Here is a 24,213-nt window from a genome sequence, read left to right as displayed (position 1 = left end):
TTTTAGAGATGGCTGATAAGGAATGCCAACGATTCAGGCACGCACTGGTGCTGAACGATTTACTGCCTGAACGAGCGAGTAGATGGTGACCATACCGAAGCCAACCATGAGCATAATGTGAAGGAAGAACATACGGAAGTCCTGAATATAAACGGCCAGAACAAGACCTCCCAAAAAATACAAAGCCAGAAACCCTTCGGCAACAGTGAGCCAGCTTATTCGGCGGCTGATGTATTTATTAGCCGCCCAACTATCGGCGGCTGTCATAACATTAAACTTTGGGGTACGCACGAAGGGCGTTTTCCGCCCCATATAGCCTTCAATAACGGCAATGGTATTATGCAGCGATAAGCCCATCATAAGGGATGAGTACATCGGAAAATACCAGGCCAGCCGGGCTTTGTTGGCTCCTTTCAAAAACCAGACGGGAATACCATAGAAGGTAATTAGAATCAACAGGTTAAACTGAAACAGGTTAATGACCACAAAGACCCACTCCCACTCAGGATGCTGGTTTCGAATGTAGATCAGGGGCACACTCATAACGCCCAGAATGAGCACCAGAATGAAAGTGGCACTACTGAAGAGATGAAAGAAGGCGTGCAGTTTCATCGTTAACGACACCCTCGGCGATTTGAGCACGTTCACGAACAGTTTCCGGGCGCATTCAGCAGCGCCCTTCATCCAGCGATATTGCTGCGACTTGAGCGCATTCATTGCCACAGGCAGTTCAGCGGGGGAGCCAACATCTTCGCGGTAAACGAACTTCCAGCCCCGCAGTTGCGCCCGGTAACTCAAGTCCAGATCTTCTGTGAGGGTATCGCTTTGCCAGCCACCCGCATCAACAATAGCAGCCTTACGCCAGACGCCCCCCGTCCCATTAAAATTTGCCAGCAAACCAGCCGCATACCGACCGCTTTGCTCCACTGTAAAGTGGGCATTGAGGCCAAAAGCCTGCAATTGCGTGATCAGCGAAAAATCTTCATTCAGGTGTTCCCAGCGGGTTTGTACGATAGCGACTTTCGGGTCGGAAAAGTGCGGAATGGTCTTGAGCAGAAACTCAGGATCAGGCACAAAGTCGGCATCGAAAATAGCCATCAACTCGCCTTTCGCTATCGTAAGGCCATAGGCTAGTGCCCCCGCTTTAAAGCCCTTTCGCTCAGGACGGCGAATGTGTTCAATATCGAATCCCAGGCGTTTGTAATCGGCTATTTTTCGGGCAATAATAGCGACCGTTTCATCTGTCGAATCATCCAGAACCTGAATATCGAGCTTGTCGATTGGGTATTGCAATTTCACCACGGCATCAATGAGCCGTTCAACTACGTACAGCTCATTGTAAACGGGTAGTTGAATCGTCACGCTGGGAAGCTCATCCGGCGGGATTGTATTCGTAGACTGAGCCAAAGCCCGTCGTTTTTTTTCTGAACGCAAATAAATGATTATCAGACTTAATTGACCGCAGTTATATACGAACAGCAACAGTAAGGCTACAGCGTATAACAGTAGGACCAAAATTTCCATATTGACGAAGGCGAGACTTTATTTGTGCCCATTACGCTACTTGACTAGTAGAGTGAGCCAATGAGTAACTGGTTAAACAGTCAAATAGTTAGCAATTGGCCTACCTAGTTAGGCAATGCAACACGCTATTGAGGTGGTTAACCGGCCATTCGCAGGCGAACAATGCAGCGGTTTGGATTCAGATTCGGGTAAAATAGCCTATACTTGAGCATGGAAATTTCGTTTATCGGTGCTGGCAACCTCGCTTGGCACCTCGCTCCGGCTCTCGAAAACGCTGGTCATCACATCAACGAAGTGTATAGCCACCAGCTTAAACACGCCCGTCAGTTGGTGAGTAATTTGTACGACGCTCATACACACTCGGAGCTGAACTTTGCCGATAGCCCGTCGCACTTATTTGTTCTGGCTATTCCCGACGATGCGCTCGAAAGCGTTTGCTCGCAACTGGTATTACCCGAAAACGCCATTGTCGTACATACATCCGGCGCACGCCCACTTCAATCGCTGGCGCATTGGCTGGCTATTTATAGCGATGTACCCGTTCGAACCGGCGTTTTTTACCCACTCCAGACGTTTACAAAAGGGCAATCGTTTATGCAATTCGACGAGATTCCGCTTTGCATCGAAGCTACCGACAGTACCACAGAAGATACGTTGGTTCAACTGGGGCAGGAGATCAGCGACATCGTTTATATCATTACCAGCGAGGAACGCCGAACACTACACGTTGCCGCTGTTTTTGCCAGTAACTTCACCAATCACCTGCTCACATTGGCAAGCGAGCTCACTATGCAGGATGGGCTTGATTTCGATTTACTTCGGCCGCTCATTACCGAAACCTTTCGAAAAGGGCTTGCCGCTTCCAACCCGGCAGATGTTCAGACAGGGCCCGCACGCCGGGGCGACCTGACAACCATTGAAACCCACCTGGCCTATTTAAGCAACCAGCCCAAACTGGCCGAAATATATCAGTTACTGACCAATAGTATTCGGAACCAATACCGCTAGCCAACTAACTAGTCACCCTTTTGGCCAACACAGCCATTCATCACAGAAATTCAGCGCATTGGTTAAGTTATGTTTACGTTTCTTTTGTTTTTTACACAAAATTGATCATGTTTATATAAATTTTCAATCATATATTACTAATCTTATAAAAACACTACCTGTGGTAAGGAGCCATTGCCTCTTACTGAATGTGGGTGAGGGGCGTAATGAAACAGGTCGAGAAAAAGTCTACTTCTCAGGAAGTTATAAGACACGCAGATCATTTAACGTTATATGACCGCTATGGGTCGATGGCATATGGGGTAATTCTACGGATTATTCCACAAACCCAAATCGCTCAGGCCGTATTGATCAATTTGTTTTCGTCGCCTGAGTTAAAGGCATGCGTTGACGATCCTTCGCATGCCGCTGGTGAAATCATTCGACTAGCCAGAACGAAAGCCCTTGCCGCCCGACCAGTACCTAACAATGACGACACCAAAAGGCTAAGACCTGTTGTAGACATGAACGATACAGTGGAAAAAGTCGTTTTCGATTTATCGTTTTGCCAGGGCTATACACCCGACGCAATTGCAGAAAAGCTACATTTGTCCCGGACGAATGTGATGAAATCTATTTACGTTTATTTTAAGGATCTCCGTTCGTCTTAACTGTACCCGCCCTTGAAGACTCATACGTATTTAAAAAGTGGCATCCTCGAAGCGTATCTGTTAGGCCTGACAACAGAAGAAGAGAAGGAAGAAGTAGAACGACTTTTGACGACGGATGCCGACGTACAAGCTGAGTTGACCGAACTCGAAACGGATATGGAAGGCTACTTCCTCCGAAATGCCGTGCCTCCCCCACCCGGTATTCGGGAAAAACTGTCGCTGCGTATCAGCGAAACGCAAATCGAGAAATGGGAAGAGACCAGCTATACGCGCCCTGACCCAAAATCGACGAATACCCACTCAACAGAGCAATCCTACATTAATGTAGAAGTAGATAACACACATATCCGTGTTCACAAAAACTGGCGTACCGCGTTCATCGCCATTTTCATCTTGTCGAAAGTGTTTCTGATTCTTGGTCTCTACTATTATTTCAAAGCCAGTAGCCAAGAGCAGGAGCTTATTCGCCTTAAAGCGACAACCCAGCAGACGACTCCAGCGGCCCCAAACGCCAGGCCGTAAACCCATATTCAGATTAGTTGGCTGGCTTTCACCAGAAAAATCTCCATTTTGCAGCCAATTGATTTGCAATGAAACACCTCATTCTCTATTTAGCCTGTAGCTTAACGCTCAGCTTACCTGCCCTTTCGCAGTGGCAACCCCAAACCGTTGATACCGATGCCAGTTTCCGAGCGGTTAGCGTAGCCGGACCTGATATCGCCTGGATTGGCGGTACAAAAGGCACGTTTCTACGCACTGTAGATGGAGGAAAATCCTGGAAAACAGGCACTGTTCCCGATGCCCAAACCTGCGATTTTCGCGATGTACAGGCTATTGACGCCCAAACAGCCTACCTCATGAGCGCCGGACCTGCCGAAAAGGGACAGGCACGACTCTATAAAACAACAGACGGCGGTCAAAACTGGACGCTACTGTACCAGACGCAGCAAACGGGCGTCTTTTTCGATGGTATCGACTTCTGGGATGACCAGCACGGCATTGTCTTCAGCGACCCCATAGACAAAAAGTGGTTTATCCTGACTACCGACGATGGCGGCAAAACATGGCAACCTGTGCCTCCTGCCAGCCTACCCCTCATGGAACCGAATGAAGCGGCTTTTGCGGCCAGCGGCACCTGCCTTGTTGTGCAGGGGAAACGTAACGTCTGGATTGCCTCTGGCGGTGGTGTATCCGGACGCGTGTATCGGTCCAAAGACCGTGGACGAAGCTGGACAGTAAGCAACACACCCCTGCCGGCAGGTGAAGCAACGGGCCTTTTCGGGATGCGTTTTTTCAGCGATAAAATTGGTGTGGTTGTCGGTGGAAATTACAAGCAGGAACAGCAGCCCGGCCAAAATGCAGCCATTACCCGCGACGGTGGACAAACCTGGGAACTCATGGCGCAAACCGATCCTCCCGGCCTGAAAGAAGCTATTGCCCTGCTCCCCGGCGACCGATTACTTACCGTTGGTCCCTCAGGTACGAGCTTGTCCGCCGATCAGGGCCAGACCTGGCAACGACTTGATACCGACGGATTTCACTCGCTGGCCTGCGCCAAAGGCACTTGTTATACCGTAGGAGCCAAAGGCAAAGTGGCTGTTCAGCGCTTTAAGTAATGGCTGAAATATAAGTAGTCAAGCAAATAAGCCTATAAGGCCTTTGAGACCTTATAGGCTTATAATCAGCAATATAGCTACCACTCGCTTAATTTCTGTCCACAAACTTATAGTTTGATTCATTGTAACGGTCGCCGGTATTTGGAAAGGTTGCCAGCACGGTTTCGATGGTTGCCAGGTCCTGCGTATTCAGTTGAATATCAACCGCTCCGGCATTATCGAGCAAGTATTTCCGTTGCTTGGTACCGGGAATCGGAATAACGTTTTCGCCCTGTGCCAGCACCCACGCTAAAGCTAGCTGAGCAGGTGTACACCCTTTCGCTTCGGCCATATCGGCAAATCCCTGCGCCAGACTTTTATTGTTCTCTTCGTGCTCCTTTTGGTAACGGGGCAGTGTTTTCCGGAAATCAGAATCAGGCAACTCACTTACATTCAGGGCGTTCGTTACCAGTCCACGCGCAAGTGGACTAAAGGGAACAAAGGAAATACCCAGCTCTTTACAAAGTGGTAAAATTTCGGTTTCAACATCGCGCGTCAGCAGGGAATATTCGCTCTGCAACGCGCTGATAGGATGCACGGCGTTTGCCCTGCGGATCGAATTTGGCGACGCTTCCGACAAGCCCAGAAAACGAACTTTGCCTTCTTTCACTAAATCGGCCATAGCGCCTACCATATCTTCAACGGGCACATTCGGATCAATCCGGTGGGCATAATAAAGATCGATCACATCTGTTTTCAACCGCTTAAGGCTTCGTTCAACGGCTGTTTTCAGATATGCCGGCGAACCGTCGAACTCCGAAAGTTTTCCATCGGCACCAGCCCGAAAACCGAACTTGGTAGCTATAAATAGCTTATTCCGGTTAGGCACCAGTACCGTTGAGACCAGTTCTTCGTTTTTACCATTTGCATAGGCATCAGCCGTATCCCAGAAGTTGATACCGATTTCAAGGGCTTTTTCCAGTGTGGCAATGGATTCTTTATCGTTGGGTTCACCATAAGCATGGTTCATACCCATGCAGCCAAGACCAATGGCTGACAGTTTCACGTTTGTGGTACCAAGCGTTCTATACTTCATAATTTCTTCGATTTACTGGCAAGTTCGGCAAATAGACATAACCCTCGTTTTTGGCCATGAGTTTTCACATTAACTTAATTAGCGGCCAACAGGGTCAACATTGCCGGAGAGAAAACTTTCCAATCAACGACCTAAAATAGTAGCCCCATCTTCTTCGTTATTCTGCCATGTTGAACGATTAACCCCACCCGGTTATGCCTGTGAGAGCGGCTTTATCCCTGCCTGTTTTTTTGTTAAGTACGGCCCTTATCGGTCCTCTGTCTGCCCAGACGACTACACTTCCGTTTGCCTCTGGTGCGTTTATTTGTAGTTATACGGGCGGCAAGGTTGGTCCGCAGGTTATCTGCTCTCCCACCACGACATCCAATGGCCATGCCGAGAAAGTTGTCGATCGTATTCTAAAGCCCATTGGCCTGATGCGCAACTTCAACGTCATTGAATGTTCCAATACAGACAACTGTTTCGCTACGGTGCTGAAAGGCCAGCGATTCATTGTGTACGATGGCGCATTCATGGCACAAATTGAAGAAGAAACCGAAACCGACTGGTCGGCGATAAGTATCATGGCACACGAGATTGGGCACCATTTGCAGGGCCACACGATCGACGGTCGGGGTGGGCAACCAATCAAAGAAATTGAGGCCGACAAGTTTTCGGGCTTTGTGCTGCACCAGTTGGGCGCATCGCTGGACGATGCAACGGTTGCGGTGAGAGCCTTAGGCGATGAACATGCAACGTCAACGCACCCCGCCAAACCGGCTCGTATCGACGCCATTCGGAAAGGGTGGCTGGAAGCGGAAGCTATGTATCCGAAAAGCCGGACCACCATTAAAACGCCAACGGCAATGGCGCCCAAACCTCTCAACACAGCACCGAATGCAGTAGCCTCAACGCGCCCTGTCGTAACGCCTGCCAAAGCCCCCGCTTTGCGAACGGGCAATTCGGCAATGGGCAGTTCTACACGAGTTGGCTGTGTATCGGGCGATTGTGAAGACGGAACGGGTGTTTTTGTGTACCCAACCCATGAGCGCTATGCCGGTGAATTTGAAGAGGGCGACAAACACGGCGAAGGAGTAGAATATTACGCCGATGGCAAACTGAAATTCAAGGGTAATTTCCGCGACAATCTCCGCTCCGATTACGGCGTGTACTATTACCGAAACGGCGACAAGTATGCGGGCTGGTTCCAGAACAACGTTCCGAACGGGAAAGGGACGTATTATTTCGCTGATGGCGACAAGATCGTAGCCACGTTCAGGAACGGGCAACCGGTACAGTAGTGGAGTAGTTAAATTAGTGGAGTAAGTGGAGTGGACGGAACAGGTCATTGAACAACCGAACGTCTACTCCACTTACTTCACCACTCCACGATTTATTTCGATAGTTCAACCAGATTATGCGATGGCAACGGCCCACCAAACTGTTGTAGCTTTCCACCTGTAACAAGACTGCCGAGATCAATACCAGCAAAGCCAATGGCTTTGATTAATTGACCGACCATTTCTTTCGCTGCTTTATCGTCTCCCGAAAAAAAGAGTACTCGTTTCCCACCAGCCATCTGTGGGTCAGAGGCTAATATGGCCGCATCGAGTGTATTGAACGCCTTCACGATGCGCGCGCCAGGTACAAGTTCAGAAACAACTTCGCTTGATGTTTTGTCGCCAAGGTCTGCCGGAGTAAATTCAGGGAAGACGATAAAGTTTGTGGCGTCAATAACGATACGGCTGTCCCAGGCGGGCAAATTAGCGAGCCCTTCCGATAAATGCGTCCAGGGCAGCGCTAGTAGAACAATAGAGGCTTGTGCCGCCTGCTCCACCGTACCTGCCTGCACGCCTTCTCCAAGTGATGAGACCAGATCGGTCAGGGATGTGGGGCCGCGGCTGTTACTGATAATAACCGGATAGCCAGCTTTAGCCACGTGCCGGGCAAATCCCTGAGCTATATTACCCGCTCCTATAATCCCGATTGTGTCAGTACCTATGGTGCCCATTATGTCTGGAAATTTGTTACTTGTTCGCCCGTGTAAATCAGTTTAACGGTTGTCTGACAGTGCTCAACAGGTTTGTTTTAAAACGCCAGTATCGTCTTCTCAATAATATCGCAGGCTTCGTGCATTTGCTCTTCGTTGATGACAAGCGGGGGCGCAAAGCGAATCTTGTCGCCGTGAGTAGGTTTGGTCAACAGGCCATTGTCTTTTAGTTTAAGGCATATTTCCCAAGCCGTTTCTTCGCCGAGGTCAGGACGCTCCGTAATGACGATGGCGTTGAGCAATCCCTTACCCCGCACTGATTTCACAAGTTCGGTTTTCTGGCTCAGGGCTGTCATGCGGGCACGAAAAATTTCGCCCATAGCATGAGCATTCTCCGTTAGCTTCTCATCCTCAATTACCTGTAGGGCTTCCATAGTAACCACGCAGGCCAATGGGTTTCCGCCATAAGTTGACCCGTGTTCGCCGGGTTTGATCGTTAGCATGACTTCATCTGATGTCATAACCGCCGACACCGGCATTGTGCCACCCGACAGCGCCTTACCCAAAACGAGCAAATCGGGTTTTACACCCTCATGATCGCAGGCAACACGTTTGCCCGTACGTCCAATACCCGTCTGGACTTCATCGGCAATGAACAGCACATTGTATTTTGTACACAGATCACGAACACCGCGCAGATAGCCTTCGTGCGGCACCACCACACCTGCTTCACCCTGGATGGGTTCTACCATAAAACCCGCAATATTAGGGTCGCTTTTGAAGGTATTTTCAAGGGCCGTGAGGTCGTCGTAAGGAATGATAATATAACCCGGCAACAGCGGACCGAAATCGTTTGTGCTGCTTGCGTCGGTAGACGACGAAATGGCGGCCAGTGTCCGGCCCCAGAAATTACCGGCAGCAAACACCACTTTAGCCTGATCCTGTGGAATACCTTTGACTTTATACGCCCATTTCCGAGTCAGTTTCAACGCAGTTTCGCCCCCTTCGGCACCAGAGTTCATGATCAAGGCTTTATCGAAACCGAAATACTCGCAGAGGTATTTTTCGCATACCCCTGTTTTGTCGTTGTAAAAAGCCCGCGATGTCAGCGTTAAGCGCTGGGCTTGCTGAATCATGGCATTTATAATGCGCGGATGGCAGTGACCCTGACTAACAGCACTATAAGCCGACAGAAAGTCAAAATAACGTTTATCATCTACGTCCCAAACGAAGATACCTTCACCCCGCGTCAGCACCGCCGGTATAGGGTGATAGTTGTGCGCACCATACTTCCATTCCAGTTGCATGGCCTGATCGGCAGATGAGACGGGCGTTGTTTGTTCGAGTGTCATAGTGAGAAGCGTTTATACTGTGTTTGTTGGCAAGCCAATCGAAATTTTTGCAACTATCTGATTGAACAGAGGGTTGGTTTTCAAAAATACGGCTTCTTCAACAGACGCCCAAAAAACAGTTACGTGAAGCCAGATAAGAAAAAAATCCCCGGTTTGGCCGATAATGATTTCTACTACACACCCGAGGGTTTTGTGGTTTTTACGGCTGTTTACCACCTCAAACGAGGTTATTGCTGCAAGAGCGGATGTCGTCATTGCCCCTACGGATTCAAAAAAAAGGAGCAATGACTTGCAGATTATGAATAATTTAGCCAATTTTGCGCCCTCAAACGGAAAACGAGTACGGTAATGGCCAGAGTTTGTCAAATCACAGGAAAGCGCACACGCACGGGAAACAACGTTTCTCACGCTAACAATAAAACCAAGCGTAAATTTTTCCCGAACCTGCAGAAAAAGCGGTTCTTCGTCGAATCAACCGGCGAATGGATAACATTAAGAGTGGCTACATCAGCCATTAAGACCATCAACAAAAATGGTCTGGAAGCAACCCTTCAAAAGGCTTACGAGCGCGGTACGCTGACGGTATAGTCTTTAGCAAGATAATCCACCTCTGAGCCTCTTCCGATCGGGAGGAGGCTTTTTGTGTTTGATTGTAGTTGGTAAGTTAGTTGATAAGTGAGGTAAGTTAAATAAGTCAGTATATGACCAGCCACTTACTGACTTATTTAACTTACCTCACTTATTAACTGACTAACTGTGAAACTAGATTTCAAAGACCTCATCGTTTTCGAGAATGAGGACTATATACTGATCAATAAACCGCCCCGCGTAGCCTCGCTCGACGAACGCACGATGGATCGGGGTGGGCAAAGCATTCTGCGCCTTGCCAAAGCGTATCATGCCGACGCGCAACTTGGCCATCGGCTGGATAAGGAAACGTCGGGAATTCTGGCTATTGCCAAAAACCCGGAGGCTTACCGGCACCTGGCTATGCAGTTTGAACACCGTGAGGTAACGAAACGCTATCATGCCGTAACGAACGGAGTGCACAACTTTGAAGACATCTCGGTGTATTTGCCTATATCGCCCCTCAAAGACGGCACCGCCGTTCGGATTGACCGCGAACACGGGAAAGTAGCCGAAACGATTTTCAATACGCTACAGGCTTATCGGACAACAACGCTGGTGGAATGCATGCCCGTTACGGGCCGGATGCACCAGATTCGTGTGCATTTAATGTGCCTGAAAGCCCCCATTGTTAACGACGCGACCTATGGCGGAAAGGCGGTCTTTTTGTCGGATGTGAAGCGTAAATTCAATTTAAAGGAAGGCACAGAAGAACTTCCCCTGATCAACCGCGTTGCGCTCCACGCGTACTCGCTCACGTTTACATTGCTGAATGGCGACGAGCAAACGTTTGTAGCTCCCTACCCAAAAGATTTCAACGTGCTGGTGAAGCAGTTGGAAAAGTTTGTCTGATGCTAAAGTGAAGAGTTTAGAATGAAGAGTGAAGAATAGAGTGTGCAGTGGCAACTTATTCTTCACTCTTCATTCTAAACTCTTCACTCACTTCCAAGCATCCAACAACCGCCGGATGATAATAATTTCGCCAACATGGTAGGCTGCATGATCGGCAATCAGCAGGGCTTCACGAAGTAGATTCTGTCCATCACCGTGATCGAAAGGCGCGTATAAATCGCGTTCAGGATCGTGCAGCAGGGCGACAAAAGCATCCCGATCCTGCCGAATCTGTTCCAGTGCCTGTTGCCAGTCGGTATCATTTGTCGGCGCTACTTCCTCTGCCCAGTATCCCGACGGCCAGGGTGGCGATTTATGGGTTGAGTCCCGCGAAAATTCAAGAATATCCCATTGGGCAATTCGGATGTGGTCAACCAGTTGCCATATGCTGTATGGCAGTTTGTCGGGTTTTACTCCACGCAATTCGGAAGGCAACTCCTTAACCGCATCGTCAAATGACTGGTGCGCGTTGCTGCCCGTAAGTAAAGCAATCAGCTGCTCACGCACGGCAGCCGTAACATCGGTAGTAGTTTGGTTAGATTGAGTCATGCTGGTTCTGTTTATGCTCATGTACACTACCACTTTTCGGCAACGGTAGTTTGACTTTTTTCTGACAAAAGCGACTATTCAAGGTTATAGCTTCATGAAAGCAATGATTATAACCCGGCCCGGCGATAGTGCTGTTCTTACGCTACAGGAACAACCCACACCAAAACCAGCTTCCGGACAGGTCCTGATTCGCATACGAGCTGCGGGTGTCAATCGAAGTGATATTCACCAGCGAACGGGCGGCTACGGAATGGACCCAACAGGTCAGATTCCCGGTCTTGAGGTGGCGGGAAGTATTGAGGAATGTGGCCCTGATACCAGTCGATGGACCGTTGGCGATAACGTTTGTGCGTTGATCAGTGGGGGCGGCTATGCCGAATACGTAGCAGTCGATGAACGCCATTGCCTGCTCGTACCTCCCAATCTTACCTTCCTCGAAGCGGCTTCCCTGCCCGAAACAATCCTGACCGTATGGTCAACGGTTTTTCAGTGGGGACATCTGTCAAAAGGAGAGAACTTTCTGATACATGGCGGTAGCAGCGGGATCGGTGTAACGGCTATTCAGTTGGCAAAAGCCTTCGGTGCCAATGCGTACGCCACAGCGGGAAGCGACGACAAATGCGCCTTCTGCGAACAACTGGGTGCCATCAACTGTATCAATTACAAAAAAGAGGACTTCGAGCAGGTATTGAGTAGTGTAGGGATCAACGTCATTCTGGATATGGTTGGTGGTGAGTACACGCCTAAAAACCTGCGCCTACTCGCTACTGATGGTCGATTGATGTTTATCAACGCCATGCAGGGTGCCGATAGCCAGATTCATATCCCTACACTAATGCAAAAGCGCATTACCATCAGCGGCAGTATGCTAAAACCCCGCGATGCCAATTTCAAAGCAGCCCTGACTGCCGAAGTTGAGCAACAGGTCTGGCCTCTGCTAGCTACCGGTCAGCTAAAGCCTGTTGTTTACCGCAGTTTCCCCTTATCGGAAGCAGCCAGGGCGCAAGACCTGATGGAAAGCAGCGAACACATTGGTAAAATTATGCTGGAGGTTGATTGATGTTGTACCAAACAGCTTCTAGCTGTTTGAGAGAGTACGACAAACAGCTACTCTCAAACAGCTAGAAGCTGTTTGGTACAGGACATTTCTATATCTCTGTGCCCTCTTCTATCGGTTCTGCGATGTGATGTCCGGTGGAATCTACCGGCGTTGGTCGGGGACGCTTGCGGTTAACGAGGTAAAATAACGGCGGAATGATGAGGGGGGCGAAGAATAACGTTGTTGTCAGGCCGCCGATGATTACTGTGGCGAGTGGTCGCTGAACATCGGAGCCGATACCGCTCGAAATTGCAGCGGGTACGAGACCAATAATAGCCACCACCATAATTGCCATAATAGCCCGAAATTGTTCCTGCGCCGTTTCAATGGTGATTTCCTTTAGCGACTTCGGATTATTAGCGAGATTGCGATTGAGCGCCGAGACAAGTAATACACCCGCCATAACCGATATACCAAAGATCGACACGAAGCCCACCCCGGCTGATACGTTAAAATTATAGCCCCGCAACAACAACGCGCCAATCCCCCCCGCCAACGCAAACAGCAGACAGGTGAGCGTCAACAAGGTATCGCGAACGTTGCCGTATAGCATGAACAAAAACAGGAACACAACGACAATCGTGAGCGGAATCGAGATCATCAACTGACCACCCGCGCGTTCGAGATTCTCGTACTGACCGCCGTAGATGACACTGTACCCTTCAGGAATTTTGACATGCTGATGAACCTTCTGGCTTATTTCTTTCACAAATCCGCCCTGATCGCGCCCACGAATGTTAGTTCTGACCGTAACCATCCGTTTGCCGTTGATCCGATAGATGTTCGTCTGTCCCTGCACATAGCGAATATCGGCCAGTTCGCTCATCGGAATCAGCGCACCCGTTGCCGACGGCACCTGCAACAACCGAATGGCATCGATACTTCCCCGGCTTTCAGGCGTGAAACGCACCACGATGTCATAGCGTTTGGCTTCGTCATAAATCGATCCGATTGCTTTACCACCAATAGCCGCTTCAATCATGCTTTCAATCTCGGCAACGTTGATACCATACCGCGCTGCTGCCGGCCGGTTTATCTTAATAGCTAACTGATCCTGTGGACCTTCCTGCTCGATATTCACCGACACGGCCCCATTCATACCCTTCACCAATGCGGCAACGCTGTCAGCTTTGGCACGCATCAGCGTCAGGTCGTTGCCAACGATAGAAATAGCCAGATCGGCGGCACTACCGGTCACAATTTCCATTACCTGATCAATAATGGGTTGGCCTGACGAGAAGAATGCACCCGGAAAAGCTTCCTGCAACTTGCTTTGCATGGAGCGCACAATTTCTTTCTTCGAAATCGTATCTGACCAGGTACTATAATCTTTCAACCCAACCAGAATTTCGGTACGGTCGGTTGGGAATGGGTCGGTTCCGTCATCATTACGACCCGTCTGTGTGATAACAAAACTAACCGGTTTATAACTACTGATAATTTCGCGAATCCTTGGCGCAATTTTCGCATTTTCCTGAATGGTAATACCCGATGGCATAAACGCCCGCATGAAAATAGATCCCTCATCGAGTTCGGGCAGAAATTCAGTACCGAGCTTAGCGCCAAAACCGATCATGATCAGCACAATGGTCATTCCTACACCAACAACCAGGCCCGGTGCCCGGAACAAAGTCGATGTTAATAGCCACTGATAACCCCGCTCCAGGGGCGACAAAAGGAAGTTCTTATGCTCTTTCAAGGGTTTACCATCGGGGGCCAACACCTTGCGAAAAGCAAATGAAATAAGAACCGGAATAACCGTTAGGGCGCAGATCAACGAACCAATCACGGCAAATGACAACGTCAGCGCCATTGGGCTAAACAACTTCCCTTCAACGCGCTGCATCAGCAAAATGGGCATATAGGCCAGAATGATGATGGTTACGGAGAAGAATATCTCCCGCGCCACCTCACCCGCCGAGTGGGCCGTTACGTTTACGATACCCTGATTTCGGTCGGCGGGGCCGGAGGATCGGTATCGCCTTATCAGGTGCTCGGCCATTACGCTGGCTCCATCAACAATAATTCCGAAGTCGATGGCGCCCAACGAGAGCAGGTTAGCCGGAATACCAACCAGTTTCATCAGGATAAAGGCAAACAGCAGCGAAAACGGAATCGTGACGGTAACCACCAGAGCCGCCCGCAGGCTACCCAGAAATAACACAAGCAAAATGGCGACAATCGAAATACCTTCGATGAGCGTATGGGCCACTGTTTCAAGCGAGTGGTCGATTAGAAACCCCCGGTCATACAGCACGCGCAGGTGAACGCCTTTAGGCAGTTCGCGGGCTTCAAGATCGGCAATTTTCTCTTTGAGTAACTCCAGCACCTCGCTCGGATTTTCGCCCCGGCGCAGTAGAACAATCCCTTCGGTAGCCCCAATGACGTCTAATTTTTCGTCCGGAATCCGATACCCCAGAATACCCGACGGGGAGGGCGGGTTAATTTCGACGCTGGCCACATCGCGTACCAGAACGGGCACGCCTTCAGTGGCCTTTAGCACGATGTTCTGCACATCGTCGGGCGATTTAAGTGCCCCCAACCCCCGCACAGCAAAGCCTTGTCCACCTCTGGAAATGACATTACCGCCCGTGTTCTGGTTATTCTTCTGAACAGCGTCAATAACATCCTGCAACGTCAGGCTGAACTTCCGCAGCTTGGCGGGATCGGGTATAACCTGAAACTGTTTGATAGGTCCGCCAAAGGTTGTTACATCGGCCAGACCGGGTACCTGAAGCAGTTGCGGAATAATAACCCAATCCTGCAAATCGCGCAGTTGCATGGGCGACATGCTCGCCGGAGCCTCGATCACATATCGGTAAATTTCGCCCACAGCCGTCGTAAGCGGTGCCAGTTCGGGAGAAACACCATCGGGCAACTGGGCACTACTCAGTCGTTCAATTATCTGCTGACGGGCAAAATAATCCGTAACTGTTTCGTCAAAATTCAACTGCACCACCGATAGTCCAAAAATGGTTCTTGACCGGCGGTCTGTTACGTGTGGCACGTTATTGAGCACACGTTCAATTGGGATCGTAACCTGTTGTTCAACCTCTTCGGCAGCGCGGCCATCGTATTTGGCAATTACAATTACGTTGGTATCGGCAATATCGGGGTAGGCTTCAATCTTCAACAGTTTGAAACACCATAGGCCCAACCCCATAATCGCTACAGCAAGGCCAACAACGACCCAGCGATTTTTTAGGGAGAATAAAATTAGTTTCTGAATCATTTGTTTCGTCTGGGCCAAGCTCCCGCTCGGCCCTTGTCGGCTCATTGTTAAGGGCCAAGCGGGAGCTTGGCCCAGACATCAATACCCAAAACTCAACCCTTTCAATTGAAGGACATTGGCGGTAACAACCCGGTCGTTTTGTGCCAATCCGTTTTGTACAACCACTCTGTCGGCGCGTTGCTGGCCAAGCTGCACTGCCCGACGTTCAATAACCTGCGGTGCCGTTTGAATAAAGACATAATCGCGGCCCTGCACCGTCACGATAGCATCGCGGGAAACAGTTATAAACTTACCTTCTTCCTTTATACCAAATTCGGCGGTGGCGAACATCCCTGCCTTTAGACGACCATCGGGGTTAGCTACCGAAATACGCAGCTTGATCTGTCGGGTGGTGTTATCCACGTAATCATTCACATTGTCAATCCGGCCAGCAAACCGTTCGTTTGGGAACGCAGTAAAATTGAGTGTACAGGCAATGCCTTTGCGAATACTGCCAAACTGATTTTCGGGTATTTCGCACACGACTAAAATTGTGTTGGGCCGCGCTGTGCGTAAGGCTTCGGGGTCGAAACCCGCCAGTTTGAGCGTGGCTTCATCCGAAATAATAGCGGCTTCTTCATTGGCTAACTGCGTTTGGGCTTCAATCACTTCTTTGCCCGATGCCGCGCCATGTGCCTGTAAATCCTTAACTCGCTCCAGATTACCCCGCTCGGTTTGAATGTTAATCCGGTGTTGCAGAATGGCCGTGTAATTGTCGGAGAGACCCGAATCATCAAACAATACCAGCCTCTCGGCCGGGTTTTCGACAGAGCGCAATACCATAGCGGCAACGTGACCAGGAGCAGCAAAATCGGTATGAATGTCGCCCGAGTGCGCTTGTTGCGTGGTAAAGGCCCGCATCATTACCGAATCCGGAAACGTAATACGCCCCCCATCGGCACTGATCGTTGGGCGGGGTATTGATGTAACAACTGGCTTTGGCTTCTCTTTACAGGCAGCCATCAACAAGGTCAGTACTATAAGCAGGGAAAATCTCATTTTTAATACGCATTAATCTGCCCGGTCACATACAACAGACGGACATAGTTTTGACGATGGGTATAGAGTGCCTGGTAATAGGCGGTTTGCGTGTCGAACCACGACGTTTGCGCTTGAAGCAGGTCGATCAGCGTAGTGGCTCCCCGCAGGTAGGCATATCGGACAGATGCGAGCACCTTGTCGGCGTCGCGACGAATGCCAATATATCGCTCAATATTCTCTCGACTGGTCGCAAACGATTGATACGCATTTGTGACTTCTGCCCGTATCTGAGCCTGTACCAACGCAGCTGCCTGTCCAGCCTGCTCCTGCAACACTCGGGATTTTTGTATTTCGCCCTGATTACGGGTGTATACGGGCAATTCAATTGTTAAAAATACACCCGCATAAGGAACAGAATTCTGGGGATTCCAAATCAGGCCGGCTTCATTACGGGGCTTAGCCAACACTTGCTGCAAGTCTACGTTGCGCCGGGCAGATTCTATATTGGCTTCTGCAACACGTACGTCTGTCCGGGTCGTTGCTGCCAATCCTAACAAACTATCCGCACTGGCATTCATAACGGGATATAAACTCAGCGGGTTTGCAAAGGCCGGATTGATAATAGAATCGTTCAACGCCACATTGATGGTGTCGGCCGCCCCAATCACCAACCGCAAATCATTGAGTCGATTTCGGAGATCCTGTTGCGCTGTTCGGGTTTGAATGTCGTATTGATCGGAAATTAATTGCGTCCGGGTAAGATCGGTACTGGTGATTACCAAATCCTTAAGCCGCACCCTATTTAGTTGAACCAGCGTGTCGACATTGGCTTTAGCCCGTTGCAGCAAGGCAAGCTGAACGCGGGCATACCAGGCATCGAGGTATCGATTGGCCGCATCGAAGAGCAACCCCCGTTCCGTTTCGGCAACACTCCGAACAGCCAGATTTGTATTGGCCTCGGCAAAGCGATTCCGATAGGTACGCTTACCATGAATATCAAATTCTTTAGTGGCCTGTAGCCAGAACTGGCGTCGCTGACGATTTAATACTCCCACCCCTTCAGCACCCGGTGCTGGCGACAACGCGCCCGGCGCTTGCTTTAACTGAAACAGCGTCTGATTATTCAGAACGGGGTTCGCCCGTAGGTTCGCTGTCGTCTGGTCGGCCTGGGCCGCGTTGATATTCAACCGCTCAACGCGAAGGGCGGGGCTATTCTCACGAACCTGCCGGAGTGTTTGCCGCAAGGTTAGTGTGGTCTGTGCAGAGGCTGTTACAACCATACACAATAGCGCCAGAGGTATTATTATCTTTTGCAGGGTCATTCGAAACCAAGGCATCGATACACAAATAACTATGTATCATAAACCGCAAAGTTGCGTTTAAAGACGCTTAACAAGCGTTAAAAGGTAGTTAAATATACTCACTGACACATAAGTAAAGACATAGTTAGAGAAACAAACCTACTGACTGGCATTCCTGTTATCCATACGAATTTTACACAATCATGAAAAAAGTACCTCTGATAATTGACTGTGATCCAGGCCACGACGATGCCGTTATGCTGTTGCTCGCTTTTGGCAGTAACTTGTTTGACATCAAGGCCATTACGACTTCGGCGGGAAATCAAACGCAGGAGAAAACGCTGAAAAATGCGAGAAAAATCCTTGAGCTGATCGGCACCGATGTTCCCGTTTATAAAGGTTGCGACAAACCGCTCTTCCGCGAATTGATCATTGCCGATTACGTACACGGTGAGATGGGGATGGACGGCCCGATACTGCCAGAGCCAAACGTATATCATGAGTCTCTATCGGCCATAGAAGCGATGGCTCGGATTTTAACCGAAAGTCCGGAAAAGATAACCATTGTGCCAACGGGACCATTGACCAACATTGCTACATTTCTGCTGGCTTATCCGCATTTAAAATCTAAAATTGAGCGTATCTCACTCATGGGCGGGGGTGCTTTTCGGGGAAACATGACCCCTACCGCCGAATTCAACATATACGTTGATCCCGAAGCAGCCGCTGTCGTTTTCAAATCGGGCGTTCCCATCACCATGTGTGGACTTGATGTTACCCACAAGGCGTTGGTCTTTCAGGAAGACATTGAGCGATTCAGGGCAATTGGTAATAGGTCGGGGAAAGTAGTGGCCGAATTGATGGATTTCTTCTCCATTTATTACCGGCGCGAACGCCCTGAACTGAACGGTGGAGCAGCCCTTCATGACCCCTGTTCAATTGCCTGGTTAATTGATCCATCTATGTTTACGTCAAAGCCCTGCTTTGTCGATGTTGAAGTGAACGGCACATTAACCACAGGAACAACTGTCGTTGATTTTTTCGACGTGCTCAAGAAAACGCCCAATGTGGATTTCGTTTATGACATTGACCGGGAGCGATATATCCAGTTGATTTATGACGCCGTTCGCGTATTGCCGTAATCAGCTCAGTACTGTTAGTATCTAAGCAAATTTATTAACCACAGAGACGGTCCGCCGTTGCAGCACGGAGAGCACAGAAGTTCAATAGTCTGATAATGAGGTTACTTAGGATTTTATTTGCGAACGGGCTTTTGTCATCCCGACGAAGGAGGGATCCTCGGGAAATGAAAAACTCTGCCTTCTCCGAAGATCCCTCCTTCGTCGGGATGACAAAAGCCCGTTCGCAAATAAAATCCTAAGTAACCTCAATGGATAAGTAAAATCTCTGTGGTTAAAATATTTTGCTTGGTTACTTAAAAATCAAAACCAGGGCCGTCGCACTTTAAACGATCGTTTCAGGCCGGTGATTAGCAGGAAAGCGCCCAGGATACCAAAGATAATGGCCAGTATGGTGATGTGTAAAATGGCAAACAGCACAGCCACCAGAATGACCAGCACCGACGCTTTCAGCTTCCAGCTAATACGCTGCCACCAGTTCAATTCTGGCCGTAAAGGCATGCCCAGCCCCTGCCGGATCTGGTTACCCAATTTAAGTTTTTTCTTTGGTTTTGGCCCCGGTTGCTGATCGTTTGTTTGCGTGGACGGTCCTGAGAGTAACGACTGCATTCGATGCATTCGGCGTTCGATCTTACTGTTTGTCGTTTGCGCTGGCTGGCTACTTAGGCTGGCAACAGCAGGGATCGCTGTTTTCTCTACAGTAGACAATAGAGTGTCGGCTGGCGCTGAGTCTGAAAGAGATGCTTTTACCTGCGCTACAGGCTGCTCAATCGGTTGTCGGGTTGCTGCCGGGTGGGGTGTCGGTTGAAAATAGGCAACGGGGCGATGACAGGACGAAAGGCAAAGACATAAAGCAGCAACGCAACCGGTAATAATATTCTTCATCAGGATTTTGGTTGTCCGAACAGAATTCACAAAAGGCAAAAGTTCTTTCTACAACGAATCTGACAGGGTGGTTAATATGAATTGCCTGAAAAAGGGTAAAATACTGCCTACCTTTGCGGCATGATTCATGACAATGACCCACGACCCTGGCAGGTCGAGCGATCTGAATACATCCACAATTTACCGTGGTTTACAGTTCGAAAGGATGCAATCCATATGGAGAACGGGGGATCAATCCCAGATTACTTCGTTCTTGAGTATCCCGACTGGATCAACGTCGTTGCTGTAACGACAGATGGCCAGTTAGTGCTCATCCGGCAATACCGCCATGCGATAGCGGGTGTTCATTATGAGCTTTGTGCAGGTGTCATTGACCCAAATGAAAAACCGCTTTTAGCTGCCCAGCGCGAACTACTGGAGGAAACTGGCTTTGGTGGAGGCCAGTGGGAATTGCTGATGACACTCTCGGCTAACCCGGGTACACACGCCAATCTGACGTATTCCTACTTAGCGACGGGTGTTGAGTTGAAGCAGAGACAGCATCTTGAATCAACAGAAGAAATTACGGTTCATATCGTATCGCCCGAACGGGCCTTGGAAATTATCAATACCGGCGACATGATGCAATCACTTCATCTGGCCCCGTTGCTGAAATACTTTCTGAACCGGGATTCAAAAGATTTAAAGGATTAGACAAGATTACCGACGAAAGGAAAGCGGGTAATTACATATCCTGTATTTCTCCAACACTGTTTTAATACGCCCGAATTACGGGCTCATTTCATTTTTAAAGAATTAACAAGATTAATAACAACCCTATCTTTGTTGTCCCAAAGCGCATCAACTGCTATTGTCATTAATCTTAAAAATCGTTTACATCTCGATAAAATCCCGGTTGTGATTATCCCCCTCGCCCACCGCGCCGATCAAACGCAGGAATATTATTTCTCAGTAAAACTGGCCGAAGTCCGTCGTTTGCAGGCGGCTGGTCATGATATTATCAATCTCGGCATTGGCAACCCCGACCTGATGCCATCGGCCAACACGGTCGACGCCCTCATCAAGTCGGTACAGCAACCAACGTCGCATGGCTATCAGCCCTATAAAGGCACGCCGGGATTACGGCAGGCCATTGCCAGATTCTACAGCCATACCTACGGTGTCACCCTCAACGCCGATACCGAAATTCTGCCGCTTATTGGCTCAAAAGAGGGCATCACGCACATCTCTCTAACGTTTTTGAACGATGGCGATGGCGTACTGGTACCTGAACTTGGCTACCCGGCCTACCGGGCGGTAAGCGCAATGGTTGGAGCCAGTGTTCGTGAGTATCCTTTGCTGGAACATGGCGGCTGGCAACCCGACTGGGCTATTCTGGACGATTTAGTAGCCAAAGCCAACCCATCGAATCCAGTCAAAATTCTTTGGATGAACTACCCGCACATGCCAACGGGTGCTCCCGCTACCCATGCCTTGTTAGAGCGGGCGGTGCGTTTTGCCCACGACCACAAAGTTCTGCTGTGCCATGACAATCCCTACAGCCTGATTCTGAACAAAAAACCACCTATCAGTCTGTTGTCAGTGGATGGTGCGAAGGAGGTGGCTATCGAGTTGAATTCCCTGAGCAAATCGCACAATATGGCGGGATGGCGCATTGGCTGGATGGCGGGTGCGAAAGCCTACGTAGATGCCGTATTGACCATCAAAAGCAATGTCGATTCGGGGCAGTTTAAACCCTTGATGGATGCCGCTACAGAAGCCCTTACCAATTCGGATGAGTGGCATCGGGAACGTAATGCCGTTTATCAGGGTCGTCTGGATGCTATTCATGCCTTTCTGGATACCTTGGGTTGTACCTATTCCACTGATCAGGAAGGGCTGTTCATTTGGGCAAAACTGCCTGATTCGGTAGCTTCAGCCGAAGACCTGGTGAATGACTTACTTCTGACGAAACACGTTTTCATCGCCCCCGGCTTTATTTTCGGGCCCAAAGGCAACCGGTATGTGCGTGTGTCGTTGTGTATGCCAAAGGAGCGGATCGAGGAGGCAGTGGGGCGTCTGAACCGGGATTTTATCAAGATTTAAAAGATTTTCAGGATTATCTACCGTTCTCGTAATAAAGTAATGGTTTTCAAGATTAAGTGATCAAACATAGGAATCATCTTTTGCCTAGGTATTCCTTTATAGGTGTCACTAAGTTACTTGCATCGTAAAAATTAGTCTGATTATTGAAAAAAATAATTGTCACTGTTTTACCAACGAAAGTAATGAGTACTTCAATAGTAGGGATTGATGATCTTACTCGTCGAGTTATAGGTTGTGCGATGGAAGTGCATAGATCGCTTGGCAACGGCTTTCAGTAAGTTATTTACCAACGAGCGTTGGCTGTGGAGTTGGAGCTGAATAACATTATTTTTGCGCGGGAATATGAGATGTCTGTATTCTTTAAGAGCGTCCAGGTGGGTACGAGACGAGTTGATTTTTTGATAGAGGAATGTTTATCTGTCGAGTTGAAAGCTGTTGCTGGTTTAGACAACGCTAATTTAGCACAGGGTAAAAATTATCTGGAAGCGTATAATCTACCCACTGGATTACTCATAAATTTTGGAACGTCCAGCCTTGAGTTCAAACGATTATTCAACAACAAGTACAAGTCTTCAGCTATATAGAATCCAATATGTCCAGGTCTTATAGCTCTTCTTTTACTATTCAATTGTGTAGTGAAATTAAGGTATGTAATGAGGTTCAGGATTCCAATCTGCTTCAATTATGTAAATCTTTAAAATCTTGTTAAAATCCCGGTCCATGACTGTCTCCATTGTAGGAATAGGCTTATTAGGTGGTTCGTTTGCCCTTGCGGTCCGCGAGAAATACCCCAAAATGCGCTTTATTGGCGTCGATAGTTCAGCGGTAAACGGGCAACTGGCGCTGGCCAAAGGCATTGTTGATGACGTATTACCCTTGGCGGACGCAATAGCCCAAAGTACGCTTGTCGTTATGGCGACACCCGTCAATATCATCATCGACTTACTGCCCACCGTGCTCGATCACCTGCCAGCGGGCGCAACGGTTATTGATCTGGGCTCTACAAAAGGCCTTATTTGTGCTATGGCCGATGCCCATCCGAAACGAGCGCAATTTGTGGCCGTTCACCCAATGGCAGGCACTGAGAACTCGGGGCCGGGGGCCGCATTCAAAGAGTTGCTGGTCGGTAAGAACCTCATCATCTGCGACCGCGAAAAGAGCAATCCAGACAGCCTGACACTCACTGAGAGCCTTTTTCGGGATGTGGGCATGAAGTTGTTTTACATGACCCCGCAGGAGCACGACCTGCACCTGGCCTATGTATCACACCTGAGCCACGTGAGCGCATTTGCCCTTGGATTAACGGTACTGGAAAAGGAGAAAGACGAACAGGCCATCTTCGACATGGCCAGTACCGGCTTTAGCTCAACCGTGCGACTGGCCAAAAGCTCGCCAGCCATGTGGGCTCCCATCTTCGACCAGAACCGGCAAAATGTGTCGCAGGCATTGGCCGACTATATTGAGTTTCTTCTGCACTTCAAGCAAATCATCGATGATCAGGATGTGACCAACTCACTCGATTTTATGCAGCGGGCTAATGTCATCCGGCGCGTGCTGGACGGGATTGAGAAACGGTAGATTACGGTATATTCGTATATTTGGTAAAACAACTTGATCATGACAAAGGCAGCCATACAGGAGTCATTAGAGAAAATGCCGGAGGAGTTTCCTGTCGAAGCATTCATTGAACGCCTGTTATTCATTCAAAATGTACAGGAAGGTTTATTACAATCGGAACGGGGCGAAACTGTGCCATTGGAAGAGGTAAAACAACGGTTGCGTAAATGATTCAAATCACCTTTACAAATCGGGCTGTTGAAGACTTGGATGCAATTAATGATTACCGCTCTACCTATTCACCTGCCTACGCCGATCATCTGATTGATACGCTTATTGCGAAAATCGAACAGTTGAAATCTTTTCCAGAAATGGGTCGTAAAGTACCAGAATTTTCACTCGCCTATCTCAGAGAATTGGTTCATAACGATTATCGTATCGTTTACAAAATTGTCAGTAATGAGCAAATAGATGTCATTACTATTCAGCACAGCTCACGAAATATGGCAGACCGTTTTTTTGATCGCTGACCCTATTCTTGTTTGTTATCCGGCGCGTGCTGGACGGGATTGAGAAACGATAAATCATAAAAACTTGATCGTGCAACTTATACAAAACGTATTTCTGTTTGTTT

Annotated in this window: 25 protein-coding genes; 16 read left to right on the top strand and 9 right to left on the bottom strand. The window is 48.9% G+C overall.

The window, feature by feature from the left end; translation table 11 throughout:
• Positions 1 to 33 precede the first annotated feature (33 nt).
• Positions 34 to 1,524: a cellulose synthase family protein gene (locus CWM47_RS24605; RefSeq protein WP_100990860.1), complete on the bottom strand. Its 1,491-nt coding sequence runs from the start codon at positions 1,522 to 1,524 to the stop codon at positions 34 to 36.
• Between the two features lie 210 nt (positions 1,525 to 1,734).
• On the opposite strand from CWM47_RS24605, the gene CWM47_RS24600 reads away from it, so the two are divergent.
• From CWM47_RS24600 to CWM47_RS24585, 4 genes are all read left to right on the top strand, one after another.
• Positions 1,735 to 2,532 carry a Rossmann-like and DUF2520 domain-containing protein gene (locus CWM47_RS24600; protein ID WP_100990858.1) on the top strand — a complete coding sequence of 266 codons (798 nt, stop codon included), beginning with the start codon at positions 1,735 to 1,737 and terminating at the stop codon, positions 2,530 to 2,532.
• Positions 2,533 to 2,822: 290 nt separating this feature from the next.
• A complete protein-coding gene (locus tag CWM47_RS24595) occupies positions 2,823 to 3,182 on the top strand; it encodes a hypothetical protein (RefSeq protein ID WP_240625434.1) in 360 nt (119 codons plus the stop codon).
• 12 nt (positions 3,183 to 3,194) lie between these two features.
• Complete coding sequence (locus CWM47_RS24590; protein WP_100990854.1) at positions 3,195 to 3,704, top strand: hypothetical protein; 510 nt, start codon at positions 3,195 to 3,197, stop codon at positions 3,702 to 3,704.
• A gap of 68 nt (positions 3,705 to 3,772) precedes the next feature.
• Entirely contained in the window at positions 3,773 to 4,798 is a 1,026-nt protein-coding gene (locus tag CWM47_RS24585; protein ID WP_100990852.1) for a WD40/YVTN/BNR-like repeat-containing protein, read from the top strand.
• Positions 4,799 to 4,886: 88 nt separating this feature from the next.
• Here the strand turns inward: CWM47_RS24585 and CWM47_RS24580 are convergent, their stop codons facing one another.
• A complete protein-coding gene (locus tag CWM47_RS24580; RefSeq protein ID WP_100990850.1) occupies positions 4,887 to 5,873 on the bottom strand; it encodes an aldo/keto reductase in 987 nt (328 codons plus the stop codon).
• A 194-nt stretch (positions 5,874 to 6,067) separates the two neighbouring features.
• Between CWM47_RS24580 and CWM47_RS24575 the strand changes: the two genes are divergently transcribed.
• The gene (locus tag CWM47_RS24575; RefSeq protein ID WP_100990848.1) at positions 6,068 to 7,153 is read left to right on the top strand and encodes a M48 family metalloprotease; all 1,086 of its coding nucleotides are present in this window, start codon (positions 6,068 to 6,070) and stop codon (positions 7,151 to 7,153) included.
• 92 nt (positions 7,154 to 7,245) lie between these two features.
• Here CWM47_RS24575 and CWM47_RS24570 read toward each other — a convergent pair whose 3' ends face one another.
• Both CWM47_RS24570 and rocD read right to left on the bottom strand, forming a co-directional pair.
• Complete coding sequence (locus CWM47_RS24570) at positions 7,246 to 7,863, bottom strand: NADPH-dependent F420 reductase (RefSeq protein WP_100990846.1); 618 nt, start codon at positions 7,861 to 7,863, stop codon at positions 7,246 to 7,248.
• Positions 7,864 to 7,940: 77 nt separating this feature from the next.
• Entirely contained in the window at positions 7,941 to 9,194 is a 1,254-nt protein-coding gene (gene rocD / locus CWM47_RS24565) for an ornithine--oxo-acid transaminase (protein ID WP_100990844.1), read from the bottom strand.
• 123 nt (positions 9,195 to 9,317) lie between these two features.
• Here rocD and CWM47_RS40065 point away from each other — a divergent pair, with 123 nt between their 5' ends.
• The 3 genes from CWM47_RS40065 (at position 9,318) to CWM47_RS24555 (ending at position 10,673) form a co-directional block, all read left to right on the top strand.
• Complete coding sequence (locus CWM47_RS40065; protein ID WP_170069446.1) at positions 9,318 to 9,482, top strand: DUF5522 domain-containing protein; 165 nt, start codon at positions 9,318 to 9,320, stop codon at positions 9,480 to 9,482.
• A 60-nt stretch (positions 9,483 to 9,542) separates the two neighbouring features.
• On the top strand, positions 9,543 to 9,782 hold the full coding sequence (rpmB, locus tag CWM47_RS24560; protein WP_046375705.1) for a 50S ribosomal protein L28: 240 nt from the start codon (positions 9,543 to 9,545) through the stop codon (positions 9,780 to 9,782).
• A 168-nt stretch (positions 9,783 to 9,950) separates the two neighbouring features.
• Positions 9,951 to 10,673, top strand: coding sequence for an RluA family pseudouridine synthase (locus CWM47_RS24555; RefSeq protein ID WP_100990842.1), 723 nt, complete (start codon positions 9,951 to 9,953; stop codon positions 10,671 to 10,673).
• 87 nt (positions 10,674 to 10,760) lie between these two features.
• Here the strand turns inward: CWM47_RS24555 and CWM47_RS24550 are convergent, their stop codons facing one another.
• Positions 10,761 to 11,261, bottom strand: a complete 501-nt coding sequence (locus CWM47_RS24550) for a DinB family protein (RefSeq protein ID WP_100990840.1) — start codon at positions 11,259 to 11,261, stop codon at positions 10,761 to 10,763.
• A 94-nt stretch (positions 11,262 to 11,355) separates the two neighbouring features.
• Here CWM47_RS24550 and CWM47_RS24545 point away from each other — a divergent pair, with 94 nt between their 5' ends.
• Positions 11,356 to 12,321: an NAD(P)H-quinone oxidoreductase gene (locus tag CWM47_RS24545; RefSeq protein ID WP_100990838.1), complete on the top strand. Its 966-nt coding sequence runs from the start codon at positions 11,356 to 11,358 to the stop codon at positions 12,319 to 12,321.
• An 88-nt stretch (positions 12,322 to 12,409) separates the two neighbouring features.
• Here CWM47_RS24545 and CWM47_RS24540 read toward each other — a convergent pair whose 3' ends face one another.
• The 3 genes from CWM47_RS24540 to CWM47_RS24530 form a co-directional block, all read right to left on the bottom strand.
• A complete protein-coding gene (locus CWM47_RS24540; RefSeq protein ID WP_100994035.1) occupies positions 12,410 to 15,592 on the bottom strand; it encodes an efflux RND transporter permease subunit in 3,183 nt (1,060 codons plus the stop codon).
• Between the two features lie 78 nt (positions 15,593 to 15,670).
• Positions 15,671 to 16,630, bottom strand: coding sequence for an efflux RND transporter periplasmic adaptor subunit (locus tag CWM47_RS24535; protein WP_100990836.1), 960 nt, complete (start codon positions 16,628 to 16,630; stop codon positions 15,671 to 15,673).
• Positions 16,631 to 16,632: 2 nt separating this feature from the next.
• Complete coding sequence (locus CWM47_RS24530; RefSeq protein ID WP_240625432.1) at positions 16,633 to 17,892, bottom strand: TolC family protein; 1,260 nt, start codon at positions 17,890 to 17,892, stop codon at positions 16,633 to 16,635.
• A gap of 224 nt (positions 17,893 to 18,116) precedes the next feature.
• On the opposite strand from CWM47_RS24530, the gene CWM47_RS24525 reads away from it, so the two are divergent.
• Positions 18,117 to 19,055 (top strand): nucleoside hydrolase, encoded by a 939-nt coding sequence (locus CWM47_RS24525; RefSeq protein WP_100990833.1) that lies wholly within the window; start codon positions 18,117 to 18,119, stop codon positions 19,053 to 19,055.
• Between the two features lie 300 nt (positions 19,056 to 19,355).
• On the opposite strand, the gene CWM47_RS24520 is transcribed toward CWM47_RS24525, so the two are convergent.
• On the bottom strand, positions 19,356 to 19,937 hold the full coding sequence (locus CWM47_RS24520) for a hypothetical protein (protein ID WP_100994034.1): 582 nt from the start codon (positions 19,935 to 19,937) through the stop codon (positions 19,356 to 19,358).
• Positions 19,938 to 20,057: 120 nt separating this feature from the next.
• On the opposite strand from CWM47_RS24520, the gene CWM47_RS24515 reads away from it, so the two are divergent.
• The 6 genes from CWM47_RS24515 (at position 20,058) to CWM47_RS24495 (ending at position 24,109) form a co-directional block, all read left to right on the top strand.
• Positions 20,058 to 20,630 (top strand): NUDIX hydrolase, encoded by a 573-nt coding sequence (locus CWM47_RS24515; protein WP_100990831.1) that lies wholly within the window; start codon positions 20,058 to 20,060, stop codon positions 20,628 to 20,630.
• A 204-nt stretch (positions 20,631 to 20,834) separates the two neighbouring features.
• Positions 20,835 to 22,022, top strand: a complete 1,188-nt coding sequence (locus CWM47_RS24510; RefSeq protein WP_100994033.1) for a pyridoxal phosphate-dependent aminotransferase — start codon at positions 20,835 to 20,837, stop codon at positions 22,020 to 22,022.
• A gap of 281 nt (positions 22,023 to 22,303) precedes the next feature.
• Positions 22,304 to 22,606, top strand: coding sequence for a GxxExxY protein (locus CWM47_RS24505; protein WP_240625978.1), 303 nt, complete (start codon positions 22,304 to 22,306; stop codon positions 22,604 to 22,606).
• A 136-nt stretch (positions 22,607 to 22,742) separates the two neighbouring features.
• On the top strand, positions 22,743 to 23,600 hold the full coding sequence (locus tag CWM47_RS24500; protein WP_100990830.1) for a prephenate dehydrogenase: 858 nt from the start codon (positions 22,743 to 22,745) through the stop codon (positions 23,598 to 23,600).
• A 39-nt stretch (positions 23,601 to 23,639) separates the two neighbouring features.
• Positions 23,640 to 23,810 carry a hypothetical protein gene (locus CWM47_RS38810; protein WP_170069445.1) on the top strand — a complete coding sequence of 57 codons (171 nt, stop codon included), beginning with the start codon at positions 23,640 to 23,642 and terminating at the stop codon, positions 23,808 to 23,810.
• Positions 23,807 to 24,109, top strand: coding sequence for a type II toxin-antitoxin system RelE/ParE family toxin (locus tag CWM47_RS24495; RefSeq protein ID WP_100990828.1), 303 nt, complete (start codon positions 23,807 to 23,809; stop codon positions 24,107 to 24,109). Before CWM47_RS38810 ends, CWM47_RS24495 begins: the two co-directional genes overlap by 4 nt.
• Positions 24,110 to 24,213 lie beyond the last annotated feature (104 nt).

It is taken from the genome of Spirosoma pollinicola (assembly GCF_002831565.1).
Taxonomy (GTDB): Bacteria; Bacteroidota; Bacteroidia; order Cytophagales; family Spirosomataceae; genus Spirosoma; species Spirosoma pollinicola.
This window is presented reverse-complemented; position numbering and strand designations above follow the sequence as displayed.

Excerpts from the sequence above, each read along its gene's own strand:
- CWM47_RS24605 (WP_100990860.1), bottom strand. The coding sequence starts at position 1,524 with ATGGAAATTTTGGTCCTACTGTTATACGCTGTAGCCTTACTGTTGCTG.
- CWM47_RS24600 (WP_100990858.1), top strand. The coding sequence starts at position 1,735 with ATGGAAATTTCGTTTATCGGTGCTGGCAACCTCGCTTGGCACCTCGCT.
- CWM47_RS24595 (WP_240625434.1), top strand. The coding sequence starts at position 2,823 with ATGGCATATGGGGTAATTCTACGGATTATTCCACAAACCCAAATCGCT.
- CWM47_RS24585 (WP_100990852.1), top strand. The coding sequence starts at position 3,773 with ATGAAACACCTCATTCTCTATTTAGCCTGTAGCTTAACGCTCAGCTTA.
- CWM47_RS24580 (WP_100990850.1), bottom strand. The coding sequence starts at position 5,873 with ATGAAGTATAGAACGCTTGGTACCACAAACGTGAAACTGTCAGCCATT.
- CWM47_RS24575 (WP_100990848.1), top strand. The coding sequence starts at position 6,068 with ATGCCTGTGAGAGCGGCTTTATCCCTGCCTGTTTTTTTGTTAAGTACG.
- CWM47_RS24570 (WP_100990846.1), bottom strand. The coding sequence starts at position 7,863 with ATGGGCACCATAGGTACTGACACAATCGGGATTATAGGAGCGGGTAAT.
- rocD (WP_100990844.1), bottom strand. The coding sequence starts at position 9,194 with ATGACACTCGAACAAACAACGCCCGTCTCATCTGCCGATCAGGCCATG.
- rpmB (WP_046375705.1), top strand. The coding sequence starts at position 9,543 with ATGGCCAGAGTTTGTCAAATCACAGGAAAGCGCACACGCACGGGAAAC.
- CWM47_RS24550 (WP_100990840.1), bottom strand. The coding sequence starts at position 11,261 with ATGACTCAATCTAACCAAACTACTACCGATGTTACGGCTGCCGTGCGT.
- CWM47_RS24545 (WP_100990838.1), top strand. The coding sequence starts at position 11,356 with ATGAAAGCAATGATTATAACCCGGCCCGGCGATAGTGCTGTTCTTACG.
- CWM47_RS24540 (WP_100994035.1), bottom strand. The coding sequence starts at position 15,592 with ATGATTCAGAAACTAATTTTATTCTCCCTAAAAAATCGCTGGGTCGTT.
- CWM47_RS24535 (WP_100990836.1), bottom strand. The coding sequence starts at position 16,630 with ATGAGATTTTCCCTGCTTATAGTACTGACCTTGTTGATGGCTGCCTGT.
- CWM47_RS24530 (WP_240625432.1), bottom strand. The coding sequence starts at position 17,892 with ATGGTTGTAACAGCCTCTGCACAGACCACACTAACCTTGCGGCAAACA.
- CWM47_RS24525 (WP_100990833.1), top strand. The coding sequence starts at position 18,117 with ATGAAAAAAGTACCTCTGATAATTGACTGTGATCCAGGCCACGACGAT.
- CWM47_RS24520 (WP_100994034.1), bottom strand. The coding sequence starts at position 19,937 with ATGAAGAATATTATTACCGGTTGCGTTGCTGCTTTATGTCTTTGCCTT.
- CWM47_RS24515 (WP_100990831.1), top strand. The coding sequence starts at position 20,058 with ATGATTCATGACAATGACCCACGACCCTGGCAGGTCGAGCGATCTGAA.
- CWM47_RS24500 (WP_100990830.1), top strand. The coding sequence starts at position 22,743 with ATGACTGTCTCCATTGTAGGAATAGGCTTATTAGGTGGTTCGTTTGCC.
- CWM47_RS38810 (WP_170069445.1), top strand. The coding sequence starts at position 23,640 with ATGACAAAGGCAGCCATACAGGAGTCATTAGAGAAAATGCCGGAGGAG.
- CWM47_RS24495 (WP_100990828.1), top strand. The coding sequence starts at position 23,807 with ATGATTCAAATCACCTTTACAAATCGGGCTGTTGAAGACTTGGATGCA.